Origin of the sequence: Rhizobium sp. NZLR11 (assembly GCF_019685115.1) — a bacterium.
Classification (GTDB): domain Bacteria; phylum Pseudomonadota; class Alphaproteobacteria; order Rhizobiales; family Rhizobiaceae; genus Rhizobium.
This window is the reverse complement of the sequence record NZ_JABDWD010000026.1, coordinates 60,766-77,313: the sequence shown is the minus strand read 5'-3', so window position 1 is coordinate 77,313 and position 16,548 is coordinate 60,766. Positions and strand designations below refer to the sequence as shown.

9 protein-coding genes and 2 pseudogenes are annotated in these 16,548 nt (G+C 59.1%); 3 read left to right on the top strand and 8 right to left on the bottom strand.

Going from position 1 to position 16,548, the window contains the following annotated elements; all coding sequences use genetic code 11:
- Window positions 1-257 precede the first annotated feature (257 nt).
- From HJB83_RS30090 to ligD, 7 genes are all read right to left on the bottom strand, one after another.
- Window positions 258-1,367, bottom strand: coding sequence for a hypothetical protein (locus tag HJB83_RS30090; RefSeq protein ID WP_221159712.1), 1,110 nt, complete (start codon window positions 1,365-1,367; stop codon window positions 258-260).
- Between the two features lie 1,314 nt (window positions 1,368-2,681).
- On the bottom strand, window positions 2,682-4,760 hold the full coding sequence (locus HJB83_RS30085; protein WP_221159711.1) for a patatin-like phospholipase family protein: 2,079 nt from the start codon (window positions 4,758-4,760) through the stop codon (window positions 2,682-2,684).
- A complete protein-coding gene (locus tag HJB83_RS30080) occupies window positions 4,757-5,386 on the bottom strand; it encodes a hypothetical protein (protein WP_221159710.1) in 630 nt (209 codons plus the stop codon). Before HJB83_RS30080 ends, HJB83_RS30085 begins: the two co-directional genes overlap by 4 nt.
- A 104-nt stretch (window positions 5,387-5,490) precedes the next feature.
- Entirely contained in the window at window positions 5,491-6,723 is a 1,233-nt protein-coding gene (locus HJB83_RS30075; protein ID WP_221159709.1) for an endonuclease/exonuclease/phosphatase family protein, read from the bottom strand.
- Window positions 6,724-6,970: 247 nt separating this feature from the next.
- Window positions 6,971-8,071 carry a DNA polymerase IV gene (gene dinB / locus HJB83_RS30070; protein ID WP_221159708.1) on the bottom strand — a complete coding sequence of 367 codons (1,101 nt, stop codon included), beginning with the start codon at window positions 8,069-8,071 and terminating at the stop codon, window positions 6,971-6,973.
- Between the two features lie 260 nt (window positions 8,072-8,331).
- Window positions 8,332-9,105 carry an SOS response-associated peptidase family protein gene (locus tag HJB83_RS30065; protein WP_221159707.1) on the bottom strand — a complete coding sequence of 258 codons (774 nt, stop codon included), beginning with the start codon at window positions 9,103-9,105 and terminating at the stop codon, window positions 8,332-8,334.
- Between the two features lie 63 nt (window positions 9,106-9,168).
- Complete coding sequence (gene ligD / locus HJB83_RS30060) at window positions 9,169-10,233, bottom strand: non-homologous end-joining DNA ligase (RefSeq protein ID WP_221159706.1); 1,065 nt, start codon at window positions 10,231-10,233, stop codon at window positions 9,169-9,171.
- Between the two features lie 280 nt (window positions 10,234-10,513).
- Between ligD and HJB83_RS30055 the strand changes: the two genes are divergently transcribed.
- The 3 genes and pseudogenes from HJB83_RS30055 to HJB83_RS30045 all read left to right on the top strand — a co-directional run bounded on the left by HJB83_RS30055 (window position 10,514) and on the right by HJB83_RS30045 (window position 15,936).
- Window positions 10,514-11,266, top strand: a complete 753-nt coding sequence (locus HJB83_RS30055; protein ID WP_221159705.1) for an ImuA family protein — start codon at window positions 10,514-10,516, stop codon at window positions 11,264-11,266.
- Entirely contained in the window at window positions 11,187-12,698 is a 1,512-nt protein-coding gene (locus tag HJB83_RS30050) for a DNA polymerase Y family protein (protein WP_221159704.1), read from the top strand. Before HJB83_RS30055 ends, HJB83_RS30050 begins: the two co-directional genes overlap by 80 nt.
- Window positions 12,695-15,936 (top strand): annotated as a pseudogene (locus HJB83_RS30045) (error-prone DNA polymerase). The gene HJB83_RS30050 and the pseudogene HJB83_RS30045 overlap by 4 nt, the downstream one beginning before the upstream one ends.
- A 138-nt stretch (window positions 15,937-16,074) precedes the next feature.
- On the opposite strand, the pseudogene HJB83_RS30040 reads toward HJB83_RS30045, so the two are convergent.
- Window positions 16,075-16,173, bottom strand: a pseudogene (locus HJB83_RS30040) (cold-shock protein); the annotation flags it as partial.
- Window positions 16,174-16,548 lie beyond the last annotated feature (375 nt).

Sequence of the window (16,548 nt, the reverse complement as noted above, 5' to 3'; positions counted from 1 at the left end):
TTCAGGCTTCCTGGTTGTGAGAAACTCCAATGTAGTCTCCATGGAGAAACTCCCGTTCTTCATCCATGGAAACCTCGATCACAGATCAGGCGGCAGAGGGCAATGTGGGGACGGAACACCCGTTACGGTAAGGAACCTACGACAAGCTGTTTTCGATCGCCGCTACATAGGCGGGAACTGTTGAAATTTGGTCCGTGCGCCAGCGCCCAGGCAATCGTGAATTCCGCCATACTGACTGCCAAGAGTAGAGTCTCGGTTCAGGTTTTTTCAAGTTGCCTGAAATCCGTATTACGTCCCGAAACCAGATCGGTGTTTTGGTTTGCCAACCAAAAATCGAAAAGGTCAGTCTCCAGCGTAATCTTTTCGAGATGCGTTATCTGCTTGGTCTCTTCCTCGTCAAAGGGAGCAGCCAAGCCATCAAGGGTGCCAGCATCCCCGATGATCACATAATCAAATGCCTTTATTTCGAGCTGTTCCACGCCAATCTGCGAGGAAGATAACCGCAGTTTCGCTTTCGGAAGGACGCCAACTCTCAAGATGTCCGGGCATACGACTTCGAAATAGGCGGGCTCACGGCCGACGGGCGGATGCACGTAAAGGTGGGCGGGTGCGATGAGCTCAGAGGACACAGAGAACGCAAGCGCGGCGGTTCGGTCTCTGGTCGTGTCGCGATAAACCTTGAGAGAAAGCACCTCTTCGCGGAGGCGGCCTGATGTTGTCTGAAATTGAATCGTACCTTGGCTTGCCATCGCAATTGTGCGGAGATCCTCTTCGCTCTGTATTTCAGAGAGGGTCGTGAAATAGCCATAGGCAATATTCGTCAGCTTTCTGGTGCCGGCGAGATTCCATGCGGATGACCAGAGCTCGCCACTCGACTTGATATTTCTCGCGTTGGCTGGGGTCGTATGGTGATAGAGTTGCAGCAGGAAATCTCCGCCTCCATCCGGACTGCACAAGCCGCTTGCAAACGATGCCAGTGCTCGCGGGCCTTCAAACGTGCAGCGATATATTTGCGCACCATCATCATAAACGCGGACTCGGTCTTCGGACCGAATACGCACCACGAGGCGCTCTCGCTTTGTCGTTCGAGGATGACCTACGTCCAAATTGAAATCGGCGAAATGCCGCCCAGGCTCGATGTTGAAGGAGAGCAGGGGAGGGCCAAAAAATGTGGGTAAGAAAAAGCGATAACCGCCGACCGCTATCAATACGTCCGGAACAAGGTAGCTGCGGCCTTCGCTGTGTCCTAGTCGCAGCTTCAGGAAACCCTCGTAGGCGCGGCGGCTGTTGCCTTGCAAACCAATCGTGGAGGACCAACGACTCGGAAGGCCCGCCAAATTACCCCAACTGTCTCTGAATTGCGCCATCGCGCCATCGCCTTTACATATTTGAGCAACGTATCGTTGTTGCCAATCCATTTAAGTCGGCATTCCAAGTAGGAACGGGCAGTTCGACTATCAATCGCACTCCGACCGTGCCGGCACCCGGTTACAAGAATAACCTGACTTCCGGCTTCGCACGTAGAAGACTCGAGTCGCAGAGATGATGGAGATCGTCAGACAATTGTGCGCCAGTGGGTCGGATGTTACGAGCACTTTGGTGCATTTTGAAAAATGAAATTGCCCATGATCCTTTTGTGGGCCGATAGTTCTGCTTGATTTCTCGACTCTCGACTCTCGACGCGAATAGACGCGATCTTAGGAAAAGTCTACGCGATGGGTATATCGCGGCTTCAACTCGCATGGGAGGACTGGTGACTAGCTGGGTCTGTGCATTCTGTGGACCAACGGATCGGAAGCGAACCAAGGAACACCTCTGGCCCGCGAGCCTCCATCGACGCGTCGTAGCTTTGCTCGACGGGGGCGAGCAAAAATTCTGGGTTGCCCGTTTGGATAAGGCTCTCTCAAACGAACCTACTATTCGGGATGTTTGTGCAGTCTGTAACAACGGCGAATTATCGAAGCTTGATAATTATATCTGCGAGGCCTTCGATCGTGATTTTTGTGTAATTCGCGAGCGTGGAGAGAAGGTTTCACTGGATTACGACTATCACCGGCTTAAACGTTGGTTGCTTAAGATGTCGTACAACTCAGCACGTATGAGCGGCACCGACGTGCCCCTGTTTCAGCCGTTGCTTCCGTATATAATGGGGCAGAGCCTGCCCGCAGGACGGAATGTAAAGCTCTTCCTGGAGATGACATATCCCAGCGAAATACCCGCGGACGAGCTGCAAGACGGAATGCCGGCGGCCGTGAGGCCGGCCGTAAACCGTGTCGGGTTCTTTGGCTGCCCGACGCCGAGCGGCATGAAGTGGCTGCGGGCGGTCCATTTGAGGAGCTTCACTTTCCTTCTTGCGTTTTTACCACCGACGGCGAGCGCGGCGTCGATCCACGCTTTCGTCGACGAGCTCCTCTCGAGCCGCCCTTCAGCGCGCGAGCTTCGGGCTTCAATGTCTCGAGTAACGTTGCAGTGTGACGGGATCGATTGCTGGACATCACTAAAGTCAGGCATGACTCATCGCATTGAGTCCAAACGAAATCACTGACCAGCAAGGCGAGGATGATTGTCTAGTCAGGCAAGGCTCGGAGCGCTCGATATCAAACGATGGCAGAGTGCCCTTCTCAAGCAACCCAAGATGCGGACATTTAATCGCGCTGCGGTGCTGGGCAGCTTTCCGCCGCTCAGTTGAACCCGTTGATCGACACACGACCTTTGAAATCGAATAGTCGCATCAGAACGCGCATGCTGCAACCCGTACGACGGCGAATTGCTTCTTGGCGCACTTTTCGTTCCCTCTGCGGAAAAGCGGTCTTAGCTTGTTCGAGCGTAACGGATAAGCTTTGTTCAGCGGCGCCCCACCGCGCACCGTCTTTGGTTTCGACTTCGCAAAGATCGATTGGTGCAATGTCGTTCAAGAGCGCGATTGCTCGGCTAGGCGAGAGACGCCATCCAAGTGGCAAAGCAAGTTCCGAGTGGGCTATTCGATGTTCGTAGAAACCATTGTCGACGTGTGAGGTGATGTCCAGCGCAGGATTGCGCTGTCCTTCCTGAAGGCGGTTCAAAGCTCGGCGCGCCTCGCTGACACGGGCGCTGAGCAGCGCCAGGAGTGGATCGACGAACGTCGGATCTGCGTGTGGCTTCGTGTCTAGCGTAGGGTCGGCGGCAAAGGCGATATGAGCCAGGAACAGCGGCAGCTTGCAGTTCTTCCAATCGGCGTCGCTCAGGAAGCTCTCGGTGAACACGACGCTGAGGCTGCTGCAGTCGCCCCTGTTCAGGGACACAATCCGAATCTTTCTGATGGCGGAGATCAAGTTCGATGCAGTCAATGCTCCGGTGTTATCCGCATAGCCGCCATCAACAAGAACGTGCTGTGCCTTGCCATCGTTGAACACGGCCGATTGCGTCAGGAACGGAAAACGCGCGCTGGCTACAGCCGCATTGATTATCGTCTCACCGATTGCCTCACCGGGGGAACTCTCCGCCAATGAGAACGTCTTAAGTTCGCCGGAGACCTCGAAACGGATCGGGGAAAAGATGACGCGCGATCCTGAGCGGGCGTCCGTCGTCACGAACAGCAAAGCTGCATCCTCGGGCATGTTCGATAGCGTGTTGCTGGTCGATCCCAAAGCGAGCGACAGCGTCTCCGCAAGAGTGCCCCCGCCGTCCGGGAGTGTGTTCCAGAACGGCATTAGCCAAGCGATTGGCTGACGGAGGAGCAGATTGGCGAGAACCGGGGAGAGAAGATCAGCGGTAATCGCATCGGGAATGTCTTTTGGCGCAAGGTCGTCGCGACACTGCGTATCCGCTTGAGGATGGTTCAATGCGCGTTCCATGACGAAACCGAGCGCGCCGCCCGATACGCCGACGGTTGCGAAGACCTGCGTTTTCAATTGGGGGCAATAGTGCGTGAGCGCCCGGTAGCCTAGAAAGCTATGTGCGGCCGCATATATTCCGCCGCCCTCTGCCGACATGATGATCAGGGGCAGCGGTCGGTTCGCCTCTTCATATCGATCGACGGCGTCATGGCGCGTTGCTAGCCAGATTTCTAGCGCTTCCTTTGCAGTCCGACCCGGCTGTGTCTTACCCACCGGGATTGTCGCGAACTGCTTGTTGAAGGCAGCAACGGCCAGCCATACCAACAGGAAACATAAAGCGGATTTCGGATACTGCATAATCGCCGCGATAATCAGGGTAGGGAGTAATAGTCCCAGCGAAAATATCGTGATGGGACCGAGCGTGGTAGGTAGCCACACCGGACTGAACGCGAGAAAGAGTGAAATCACACCGTAAAGAAATCCAAGAGTGGCCAAGACAGTGTTTTTTCGTGACACTACACGTGGCGATGAGAGCGGCGACCATCGGGCCACCGCCCAGCCTACGAGAATAGCGGGAACCGATAGATACGCGCTGTATGGAGCCGACAGCGCACCGAGACCTGCGAGTGTCAACGCCGGCAGCAGGCAAACGATCGTATCGAAGATTGAGAGGCGCGCGTCATCAAGCCGAACCAAGCAGATGACGAACGGCATCAGCGCCAGGATGAAAAAGCCAACGGCCAGCCCAGCATATTGCTTTTGGTCGCTCATTGCGACGAAAGTGTCAGTCAGTTGCGCCGGCTGGACCAAGCATAACAAAATGACGATAGCGCAAAGGAACAGCAAGGGAAGGCGCCGCACGACCCAACGCTGTTTAACGACGACAAGGAGAAGCAGCCCCGCAGCTGCAAGTCCGGCAAGAATGCTCAAAGCTGTTGAGCTCATCGCGCACTCTTACACAAACGTCGCACCTTCCGCTCTAGAGCTTCCGCACTCGGATCGGGCGGGCGAAAGCGGTTCAAGATCGGCGCATACATGAACTTGAGCTTGCTACGCAGCGCCCCGTCAATTGAGAGCTTTGAGGCATCGAGCGGCGCTGAACTGTAAACCAAAAAGCCGCGGATATCGCCCTTTGCTCGGTAGACGCCGCGAATCAATTCGCCTAGCTCCAGCCGGAGATTGGCCGAGCCAGTAAAAGTTGAGCCGTGCACGACGACGACGTCAGGATTTTGCGCGACAATGTCCGGCATTATGCGGGCGGCTTCTAATTGACCAGGCTGCCGTTCAGCATTCGAAATAGGTACGTATCGGAAGGATGAGAGGACGTAAGTAGCACCGATCAAGTCCTCTACGGCGTCCAGCGCCGGGCGTTCGTGATAGTCAATATGGGTCACGCGGCAATTGCCCGTTTGTGCAACGGCAGCGATCGGCGACAAGGCTGCCAGGGTGATGAGGAAGGCGAATACCCGGCACCATTGTGTGACCGAGTAAGAAACCCCGGCTGCACGATCGGCAAGAAGCTTTATTGGCAATGCGTGTTCGTCGAGATCAGATGCCCGTTGTATCGTCATTAACCGGATCTCACTTTGCATCCGTTTTACTGGAAGCCCGCCGATACCATAGGTAGACGTTATGCTGGTGGTTCGTATCTGGCGGCCAAGTTCAAAAAGCGGGATCAAAAGTTCAGCTGCGCGATTATCGGGCAGTGGTCCGAAATTGCCAGGACCTGGTCTTTCCCGTTCGGAGTGCCTGCTCTGTTGCCGCCGTAGCTCCCTATGCTCAGATGCTCGGCCGGGCCATTGCTGTCGATGCCGGGTCCGACGAGGATGTGATCGAGCCCCACCGGATTGCGGCATCCGAGATAGGTGTCCGACGAGAGCAGTTGCGTTTCGGGCGTGGTCAGGTCGCGGATCTCTGCCTGGGTGCAGAGTGCCTGCCCGGCATCGCTGATCTGGCAGTGCTCATCGAGAATCTTGAGGTTGGCAGCCGCCGGTTGACCGTCGGCGATTTCTTCTATGAGAGACCGGGACAACACGCCCGCTGGTCGCGGCGTCGAGGTCCCGCTGGCGTCGGTCCTGGCCGGTCTCTGGTCGCGCAACTCATGCCAGAAGTTACGGTTGAAATCACCGAGGAGAACGATCTTGGCTCCGTCGGCCGCCGCGCGCTCGATCCAGCTTTCGAGCGGATCGACCTGCTGCTGCAGGATCGTGCAGTCCCTGGCAGTTCCCTCCAGGTTTCCGCCGTCGAAAGGCGATACGCAGCTGGACTTGAGGTGGACGTCCATGATGCGAAGCAGTTTGCCGTCAATCTTAAGCGTGAGCGCAAGACCGGGGCGCGGCCGCTTGTCGTCGGGATTGGCGGGCAGGCTGAGCGCATCCTCAATCGCACAGGACACCTTTTCGCCCAACGTCTTCTTCCAGACAATGACCAGGCGCTGCACCTTGTAGCCCGTGACGGGACAGAAATCGTAGTCGAGGCCACCGTTCGGGAGCACTTCCCTGACAGACTGTTCGCCGCTGACCTCCTGGAAAGCAATGATGTCGGCGGGTATGGCCCGCGATATGAAGCTCGCGATCTGCTCCTGCCGCTTCCGGTAGGCTTCGAGACTGACACGAACGGCGCCCCCGGCGAAGTAGACGCTGCAGACCGGATAGCGGCTCACGTCCCAACCCTCGATCTTGAAGACGTCGATGTCCCATCCTGGCTTGAAGCCCGCCTCCTGGGACGGCTTGAATTTGCCGGTCGCGGGATCTTCGACATAGTTCTTCGAACATTCGCCGATCCATTGCTGCGCCGTCTCGAGGTCCATGTGCCAGCCGAGGTTCCAGGTGGCGATGTTAATCTGGCTCGCCTGTGTCTCGGCGAATCCGAACAGAACAAAAATGCATGCTGCCAGATACCTGACCATGGACGTCTCCCTCGCCTCAAAGTTGATCGTAGGGAGTGAATTACAATTTGCTTATCTACGCAAGTGTTCCTCGAGTCCACGCGCGTCGATTTTCGAACTTACCTAAGATCGCACGATAGGTGTTTCGGGTAATCTGGGGGGATCGATCGGACGATGTGTTGTGCCGATCGTACCCGCGAGATCGAGCTGCGTCCTTGTCTCGATCGATCCACTGTTTGCGCTAAATCGGACGCGGCCTCGCACCTTGCTACAGCTTGAGATCGAGTTGCGGCTGTTCCTCGGTCATGTCGTTGGAGTGATCGATGGTCAGCGACGAGAGTGTCACCCCCAACAGGCGCACGGACAGCTTGAAGGGATAGACGGTTGCCAGAAGTCCAGATGCAGCGTCGAAGACATCCGCCATGTTAGTGAACGGCACTGTGCCGGTCCGACTGCGGGTCGCCTGGGTGAAGTCCGAGTATTTGATCTTTACGGTTACTGTCTTGCCGCTGATCCCTTGCGCCTCGCAGTAACGCCAGACCTTCTCGGCAAGGGGCTTCAACTCTGCGATCGCGCCTTCGAGATTATCGATGTCCTCGACGAATGTGTCTTCCGCGCCTACCGATTTGCGGATGCGGTCGGGTCTGACCTGGCGCTCGTCAATGCCACGGGCGATGCCATAGAAATACGGACCTGACTTGCCGAAGTGCTCCTGCAGGAAGGTGAGCGACTTCGATTTCAGATCGAGCCCGGTCTCGATCCCGTATTTGTGCATGCGCTCGGCTGTCGCCGGTCCAACACCGTGGAATTTTTTGACGGGTAAGGCTTCGACAAAGCCCGGACCGTTCTTCGGTGTGATGACGGCCTGGCCATTGGGCTTGTTCAAGTCGCTGGCCATCTTGGCCAGGAACTTGTTGTAGGAAATCCCTGCCGAGGCGTTCAACCCGGTGACTTGTTTGATCTTGGCGCGGATCTCCTGGGCAATCTCGGTCGCGATTTCCATGCCCTTCAGGTTCTCTGTCACATCGAGATAGGCCTCGTCGAGCGATAGCGGCTCGATCAGCGGCGTGTATTCGGCGAAGATTTCGCGAATTTGCTGGGAAACCGCCTTATAAACGTCGAAGCGGGGCGGCACGAAAATCAGGTCCGGACATTTCCGTTTTGCGGTGACCGACGGCATGGCCGAATGGACACCAAAGGCCCGCGCCTCATAGCTTGCGGCAGCCACCACACCGCGTGCCGCCGATCCGCCGACGGCGAGCGGCTTGCCGCGGAGTTCCGGATTGTCGCGCTGTTCGACCGACGCGTAAAATGCATCCATGTCGACGTGCACGATTTTCCGGACCGGCGTTGGCGTCATATCGTTCATGGCGGTTTCTGGAATAAAGATACAGGCTCAGTGTCCCCTTTGCGGGCCTTAGCCGAAACAAAGGGAGAACATAGCAGTCTTCGCGGCAAAATCAAACACGCGTTTGCCCGCGACGCGGGGCTGCGCATCGATCACTCCTCTTAAGCCCAGCACTTGCTGACAATTCTCAAGGAGGCCACGATGGACAAGTTGGTGAGAGGCTGGAGCCACGCAAGCGATCATGCCCCGGTGTGGGTCGAGCTGCTTTAGGCCGGTCAGGCTCAGAAAAGGCTCGGCTGCGCGACCAGTTCTCCCGCCTTCGTTACGATCGTCGATCCGTATGGTTCGCGTGAGGAAATGATCAGCGCGTCATTGGGTGGTGGACGGGCCAGTTCCTTGGCCTCTTCCCAGGGCGCCCGCATCCAGATGTCGGTCTCTTCCTTCGTCAGCAACAGGACCGGCATCGCCTTCTCATGGATTGGCTTCACCAGGCCATTGGGATCCGTGGTCAAGAAGCCGTAGAGGTCGTCGGTGGTCAGGCCGTCCCTGACCTTTCGGACACTCTGCCATTGCGGCACATGGAGACCGGCAAAGAACATCAGCGGCTTACTTTCATCACCTGCGAACCAGGCATTCGGCACGTTGCCGCCAACCGCTTGGCTAGCTGGATCCGGCTCGGCGAAGCTGGTGACCGGGACGAGGCACCTGTTTTCGACCCCGAACCACCGCTTCCAGTGCGGAAAACTGAGCTTGCGCACGTTGGTCGTGCCGCGGTCGGCCTCCATGCGGATCAGTTGTTCGAGATCGAAAGCCTTGCCCTTGGCCGCGAGTTTCTCGGCCTTGGCTTTGGCCGCCTTCTCAAGGGCGAAACGCGGCGAGGGCAATCCCCAGCGCGCATGGACCAGTTGCTTCTTGCCGTCGGCGGTATTGCGGACGATCGGCCCCATCTGATCGGGGTTCATCTGGTATGCCGGCATCAGATTGATCAGGCTTTCGGCGTCCTGGGCCCATTTGGCGACCCAATCCTTGTCTTCCATGCGATAAAGATTGCACATTGCAGGCCATCTACTCCGCTTGAGGTCGAATGGCGGACAATCTAACGCATGGCGCTGATTTCGCTAGTCGAGCCGGAAGACGTCGGCATTGTCCTGGCGTTCTCGCAAGCCTTTGTAGGATGGATGACGTAGTTTCCCGTCAGTCGACCAGGCGCGAAACTCGATCTCGGCGATCAGCGTAGGCTGGACCCAGACAATATCGGCACTTCCGAAATAGGGCAGGGGCGGTTGCTTTCGCTTCCATCGCAGCGTGTCCAGCATTTTCCGTAATCTGATCGCCTCAGCTTCTTTGAAGCCCGTGCCGACGCTTCCGACGTGCACGAGATCGGCATCGCGGTAGGCGGCAAGCACCAACGAGCCGAAGCCGGTAGGGGACGCTGCCGACTTCTCGTAGCCAACAATGAAGAAAGCCTCGCTCTGGACGCATTTGACTTTCACCCAATCTCCGGTCCGGCCGGAACGATAGGGCCGGTCGAGATGTTTGCCGACGATGCCTTCCAGGCCGAGGCGGCAGACATGCTCCAGCAGGACAGTCGGTTCGGCATCGAGTGTTTCCGATAGCCTGATGGCGCCGACCTGGTCATTGTTAGGGCCGTTCAACGTGTCCTCGATAAGGTGTCGGCGGGACCGGTATTCGACACCGCGCAGGTCGTGCCCGTCGAAATAGATGAGATCGAAAGCGTAGAAGATGGCCTCGGAGGCCCGGTTGCCGGCTTGTTTGCCGGATGCGCCGAGCGATTGCTGCAGCAGCCCGAAATTCGGCCGCCCCTCTGCATCGAGCACAACGGCCTCGCCATCGATGATCATCGTTGCCGGCCCGAGCGCTCGTGCGGCGTCCGCGATTGCCGGAAACCGATGCGTCCAGTCATGGCCGCCGCGGGTGAGGATCCGGATACCCTGCGGCTCGATATGAATGGCAAGGCGATAACCATCCCATTTCAGCTCCCAGCTCCACTCGTTTCCTTTTGGGGGACGGGACTTGAGTTGCGCCAGCGCGGGCTCGACGCGCTCGGGCATTGGATCGAACAGCAGCTGTGGTTGGGCGGGATTTCTCCTGCCTCGCGGCCGGGAACGGATCGGGGCCTCGGCGTCACGAAGGAGGGGTTTTGATCTCGGAGGCTTCTTCATCGCCCCAGTTCAGCAGAAAAATCTTAAAGACACTGTGGCGATACCGACTTGTGCCCGCAATTCACACAAAGGCAATAGCGCTCGAAAACGCTCGGAAAAAAATCCGCCGGCCGCTATTTGGCTGATTCCCATGGGTATTCTCCTGATTTCTAATGTTCAGGATAATATTCCCATCCTCCGGTTGCTTGACTCTGCCATTGTGCGGGAACAGAAAGAGAACATCCGCATTTTGTTCGACATGATGTCGACCGCAACACGACCTTGAAGGGAGCCGTGAACGATGACTGCTGCCCGTGAAAGGGTGATTTCCGATCTGCGCGAGCGCATCGCCTCGCTTGAGGGCGTGTCCGCCAGAAAGGCTGGCTGTCTGTCCTTCGGCGTGCCGGAGATCGATGCGGTCCTGCCGGGAGGTGGTCTGGCCCATGGCGCCCTGCACGAATTTGCCGGCGGCGGATCGGGCACGGTGGATGGTGCGGCGGCGGCGCTCTGTGCCGCAGGGATAGCAGCGCGGACGAAAGGCCCGATCGTCTGGTGCCTGACGCGGCCAGACCTGTTTTTTCCCGCGCTCGCCCAGGTCGGCCTCCATCCCGACCGGGTGATCTTTGTCGAATCCGACAAGGAGGAAGACGTTCTGGCAAACATGGAGGAAGGGCTTTCCTTTGGTGGGCTCGGCGCCGTGGTCGGTGAACTCGTTCGCCTGCCGATGGTCAGCTCGCGCCGCCTGCAGCTGGCGGCCGAGCGGACAGGCACGATGGCGCTCGCCGTCAGACGCTGGCGACGGCAGACGGAGGCGAATGATTTCGGGCAGCCGACGGCGTCGACCACGAGGTGGCGGGTGAGCGTGATGCCGTCGGAGGAATTGCCGGTGCCGGGTGTGGGGAGGGCCCAATGGTTGTTGGAATTGATACGCGTGAAAGCGGGTGAATGTGCTGAGTTTCTCGTGAGGGCGTGCGATGACAAGGGTTGTCTCGATCTATCTTCCGGATCTGCCGACGGATCGCATTCGTCGCGCCGATCCATCCGTTCCGCCTGAACAGGCGATCGCGGTGATCGCCAGGAGCGGCTCGAAACGCTGGGTATCGGCGGCCGACGCAGCCGCCAGACAAGCCGGCGTGCATGTCGGCATGCCGGCTGCGAAAGCACAGGCGCTGTTCCGCGGCCTGATGCTGGTCGAGGCGGATTCTGCAAAGGATGCCGCAGCACTCGAACGTATTACCCTTTGGGCGCTGACGCTCTATTCGCCGATCGTCGCGGTCGATGGGATCGATGGCATCGTCATGGACACCGAAGGCGCCGATCACCTGCAGGGCGGCGAGCTTCCCATGGTGACGAAGATCGCCAATCAGTTCCTGGCAAAAAAACTCACCGCCCGTGTCGCGATCGCGGACACCTGGGGTGCGGCCAACGCCTGTGCGCGTGCCATCAGCCGCGAAACGGTCATCGTGCCTTCAGGTGAGACCGTCCGCGCCGTCGAAAAGCTGCCGATATCGTTGCTGCGCCTTCCCGGGAAAGTCGTCAGCGATCTGCGCACGCTTGGCTTCCAGACCATCGGTGAATTGGCCAACACGCCGCGCGCGCCGCTGACGCTTCGTTTCGGCCCGGAGATCGGCCGGCGGCTCGACCAGATGTTCGGCCGCGTCTGCGAACAGATCGATCCGATCCGTACCCCTGAGCTCGTCGAGGTGAGCCGCGCCTTCGCCGAGCCGATCGGTGCTGCCGAAACCATCAACAAATATGTCGGCCGGCTGGTCGTGCAACTGATCGAGGAGCTGCAAAGGCGCGGCCTTGGTGTTCGGCGCGCCGACCTGATCGTCGAAAAGGTTGACGGTTCGCGGCAGGCAATCCGCGCCGGCACGGTGAAGCCGGTGCGCGATGTCGCCTGGCTGACGAAGTTGTTTCGCGATCGAACGGAAAAGATCGAGCCCGGTTTCGGGATCGAGAAGCTCACCCTGGTTGCGGTCATAGTCGAGCCGCTGGAGGAGCGCCAGAGGTGGTCATCGCTGGTCGAGGAGGAAGTGAAGGACGTGACGCCGCTGATCGATATTTACGGCAACCGCGGCCAGCGTGTGTATCGGGTGGCACCGGTTGCCTCCGACGTGCCGGAGCGCTCCGTCCAGCGGATCGGTCCTGCTGCCGATCCGGTCGAGGTCACCTGGGTCAGCCATTGGCGCCGGCCGGTCCGGCTGCTGGCCCGTCCCGAACTGATCGAGGCCATCGCCTTGCTGCCGGACCGCCCGCCGGTCTCGATTACCTGGCGCGGAAGGCGCCGGAAGGTCAAGCGGGCCGATGGGCCTGAGCGGATTTTTGGCGAGTGGTGGCAGCGCGACGCCGAGATGGAGGCGGTGCGGGACTACTTCGTCATCGAAGACGAGGCCGGCGAGCGTCTCTGGGTGTTTCGCTCCGGTGATGGCATCGATCCTGAAACCGGAAGCCATCGCTGGTTCATGCATGGGATCTTCGCATGAGTTATGCCGAGCTGCAGGTCACGACTCATTTTTCCTTCCTGCGCGGTGCAAGCTCGGCGCAGGAACTGTTCGAGACCGCCAAAGCTCTCGGCATCGAAGCCCTCGGCGTTGTCGACCGCAATTCGCTTGCCGGAATTGTGCGGGCGCTTGAAGCATCCCGCGCCACGGGATTACGCCTCGTTGTCGGTTGCCGGCTCGATCTCGCCGACGGCATGTCGGTGCTGGTCTACCCGACCGACCGGGCTGCCTATTCACGGCTGACCCGCCTCATTACGCTCGGCAAGTCGCGCGGCGGCAAGAACAACTGCATCCTCCACTGGGACGATGTCATTGCCTACGCCGACGGCATGATCGGCATTCTTGTGCCGGACCTCCCGGATGACACCTGCGCGATCCAGCTGCGCAAGATGGCCGAGCTGTTTGGGGATCGGGCCTATGTGTCGCTCTGCCTGCGGCGCCGGCAGAACGACCAGCTGCGGCTGCATGAGATTTCCAATCTCGCTGCGCGGTTTAAGGTGCGGACGGTCGTCACCAATGATGTCCTCTTCCATGAGCCAGGCCGCCGACAGCTGCAGGACATTGTCACCTGCATTCGCACCCGCACGACGATCGACGATGTTGGTTTTGAAAGGGAACGCCACGCCGACCGCTTCCTAAAGCCACCGGAAGAGATGCAGCGACTGTTCCCCCGTTACCCGGATGCACTGGCCCGGACGATTGAAATCGCCGACCGCTGTCGGTTCTCGCTCGAGGAGCTGACCTATCAATATCCTGAGGAGGCCATTGTCCCAGGCAAGGACGCGCAAGCGTCTCTTGAGCATTATGTCTGGCAATGCGTGCCTGATCGCTATCCTGAAGGACTACCGCCTGATGTGTTGAAGGTCGTGCGGCACGAGCTCGGTCTCATCCGCACCATGAAATACGCGCCCTATTTTCTGACCGTCTTCTCGATCGTGCGCTATGCGCGGTCTGAAGGCATTCTTTGCCAGGGGAGGGGGTCCGCGGCCAACAGTGCCGTCTGCTACATTCTCGGCATCACCAGCATCGATCCCTCGACCAACGATCTTCTGTTCGAGCGTTTTGTATCCCAGGAGCGCGACGAGCCGCCGGATATCGATGTGGATTTCGAGCACGAGCGGCGGGAAGAGGTGATCCAGTGGATCTATCGCACCTATTCCAGAGAAAAGGCAGCACTCTGCGCCACCGTGACCCGCTACCGCGCCCGCGGCGCGATCCGCGATGTCGGCAAGGCGCTCGGCCTGCCGGAGGACGTGATCAAGGCCTTGTCGTCCGGCATGTGGTCCTGGTCGGAGGAGGTCTGCGATCGCAATGTCCGCGAGCTCAATCTCAATCCAGACGACCGGCGTCTTGTGCTCACCTTGAAGCTCGCGCAGCAATTGATGGGCGCGCCACGGCATCTCGGCCAGCATCCGGGCGGGTTCGTCCTCACCCATGATCGGCTCGACGATCTCGTGCCGATCGAACCGGCCACGATGAAGGACCGTCAGATCATCGAATGGGACAAGGACGACGTCGAAGCCCTCAAATTCATGAAGGTGGAATGCTGACCTGCATGGCCAAGGCCTTCGATCTGATCCGCGAGCACAAGGATCGGGATCTCGACCTGTCTGACATCGAGCAGGAGGATCCTGCGACCTATGCGATGATCCGCAAGGCCGATACGCTCGGCACGTTTCAGATCGAAAGCCGCGCGCAGATGGCGATGCTGCCGCGGCTGAAACCCCGAACCTTCTACGACCTCGTGGTACAAGTCGCCATTGTCCGGCCCGGTCCGATCCAGGGGGACATGGTGCATCCCTATCTGCGCCGACGCGAAGGCAAGGAGGCCGTCGAATATCCGACGCCCGAGCTTGAGGCGGTCCTCGGCAAGACGCTCGGCGTGCCGCTGTTTCAAGAATCGGCGATGCGGGTGGCGATGGTTTGCGCCGGCTTTACCGGCGGCGAGGCCGACCAGCTTCGCAAGTCGATGGCGACGTTCAAGTTCACCGGCGGCGTTTCGCGGTTCAAGGACAAGCTGGTGTCCGGCATGGTGAGGAACGGCTACACGCCCGAATTCGCCGAAAAGACCTTCTCCCAACTCGAAGGCTTTGGCTCCTATGGCTTTCCGGAGAGCCATGCTGCCTCCTTCGCGCTGATCGCTTATGCGTCGAGCTACACCAAATGCCATTATCCGGAAGCCTTCTGCGCGGCGCTCATCAATTCGCAGCCGATGGGATTTTATGCGCCGGCGCAGATCGTCGGCGATGCGAGAGGTCACGGCGTCGAGGTGCGGCCGGTCTGCATCAATCGGTCCCGGTGGGACTGCACGCTTGAGCGGATCGGCAATTCTGGCCGCCACGCCGTTCGGCTCGGTTTCCGGCAGGTGAAAGGACTGGCGGTCGCTGACGCGGCGCGAATCGTCGCGGCACGCATGGACAATGCCTTTGTCTCGGTTGACGACATGTGGCGACGATCCGGCGTGCCATCGGAGGCGCTTGTCCAGCTTGCCCAGGCCGATGCATTTCTGCCGTCGCTGAAGCTTGAACGCCGCGACTCGCTCTGGGCGATCAAGGCGCTGCGCGATGAACCCCTGCCGTTGTTTGCGGCGGCAGCCGAACGGGAGATGGCTGCGATTGCCGAGCAGCAGGAGCCGGAGGTGGCACTTCGGCAGATGACGGACGGGCATAACGTCATTGAGGACTATAGCCATACCGGGCTGACATTGCGGCAGCATCCGATCGCCTTCCTGCGCAAGGATCTGACGGTGCGCAATATCATCACCTGCGCCGAGGCGATGAATTCGAGAGACGGGCGGTGGGTCTATACCGCTGGCCTTGTGCTGGTCCGGCAAATGCCGGGATCGGCCAAGGGCGTGATGTTCATCACCATCGAGGACGAGACCGGGCCTGCCAATCTGGTTGTCTGGCCGACGCTGTTCGAAAAGCGGCGGCGGGTCGTTCTCGGATCCTCGATGATGGCGATCAATGGCCGGATCCAGCGGGAAGGGGAGGTCGTCCATCTTGTCGCCCAGCAGTTGTTCGATCTGTCAGGTGATCTGACCGGCCTTGCCGATCGCGATGAAGAGTTCAAACTGCCGGCCGGCAGGGGTGATGAGTTTGCGCGGGGAGGTGGCCCCGATCCGCGGGACAAGCCTAAGCCGGTTGTAGCCGCGCGCGACATGTTCGTGCCTGATCTTCATGTCGATACGCTGAAAGTGAAGGCGCGGAATTTTCAGTGATATCTAGTTTGAAAAAGCGGATCGTTGGATCGAAGCCGTTTAAGGCGACGGATTTAAAGCGGATCCGTGAGCCCGCGGATCTCAGACGCGACTAGCCTGACCGAATTTCTTGGTCAGGCTGTCACGCGGAGCCCTTAATTAGAGCACGCTGACGTTCTCGGCCTTGGACTTCCCGATCTTGCGGTCCTGGCCTACCTCGAAACAGACCTTGTCACCTTCTCTGAGCGAGCCGCCTTGCGCTGCCCTTTTAACCGGTCAAGCCGTGCGCGAACTGGCGCCGTCGCGGGGCGACTTCGCCTGGTATGCTCATTGTTGGAGGAGCGTCCTGGCCGTGGCAGACACGGCGTCGGTTCAAGAGGGCCGGCACCAAGCTGTCCGCCATTCGGGTGACTGATCTTACAAGCGACCCGGCTTGCCAAAACGAGTGACCCGCGGCCGGAACGAAAAGACCACGGGGATGGTCTAGCCCCTCCGCTGGTTTCAGAAGCTCGGAGCGTGCCACGCGTTGCGTATAGAGCGGAACGGCACTCCAACCGCTATTGTGCTGCAATCCCCGAGTGCGTTCAGGACCTCTTTCGTTACCGTGTAGTATACTTTGAGGTTGTTGTGCTT

Coding starts and splice junctions, on each gene's coding strand:
- HJB83_RS30090 (WP_221159712.1), bottom strand. CDS start 1,367: ATGGCGCAATTCAGAGACAGTTGGGGTAATTTGGCGGGCCTTCCGAGT.
- HJB83_RS30085 (WP_221159711.1), bottom strand. CDS start 4,760: ATGAGCTCAACAGCTTTGAGCATTCTTGCCGGACTTGCAGCTGCGGGG.
- HJB83_RS30080 (WP_221159710.1), bottom strand. CDS start 5,386: ATGACGATACAACGGGCATCTGATCTCGACGAACACGCATTGCCAATA.
- HJB83_RS30075 (WP_221159709.1), bottom strand. CDS start 6,723: ATGGTCAGGTATCTGGCAGCATGCATTTTTGTTCTGTTCGGATTCGCC.
- dinB (WP_221159708.1), bottom strand. CDS start 8,071: ATGAACGATATGACGCCAACGCCGGTCCGGAAAATCGTGCACGTCGAC.
- HJB83_RS30065 (WP_221159707.1), bottom strand. CDS start 9,105: ATGTGCAATCTTTATCGCATGGAAGACAAGGATTGGGTCGCCAAATGG.
- ligD (WP_221159706.1), bottom strand. CDS start 10,233: ATGAAGAAGCCTCCGAGATCAAAACCCCTCCTTCGTGACGCCGAGGCC.
- HJB83_RS30055 (WP_221159705.1), top strand. CDS start 10,514: ATGACTGCTGCCCGTGAAAGGGTGATTTCCGATCTGCGCGAGCGCATC.
- HJB83_RS30050 (WP_221159704.1), top strand. CDS start 11,187: ATGACAAGGGTTGTCTCGATCTATCTTCCGGATCTGCCGACGGATCGC.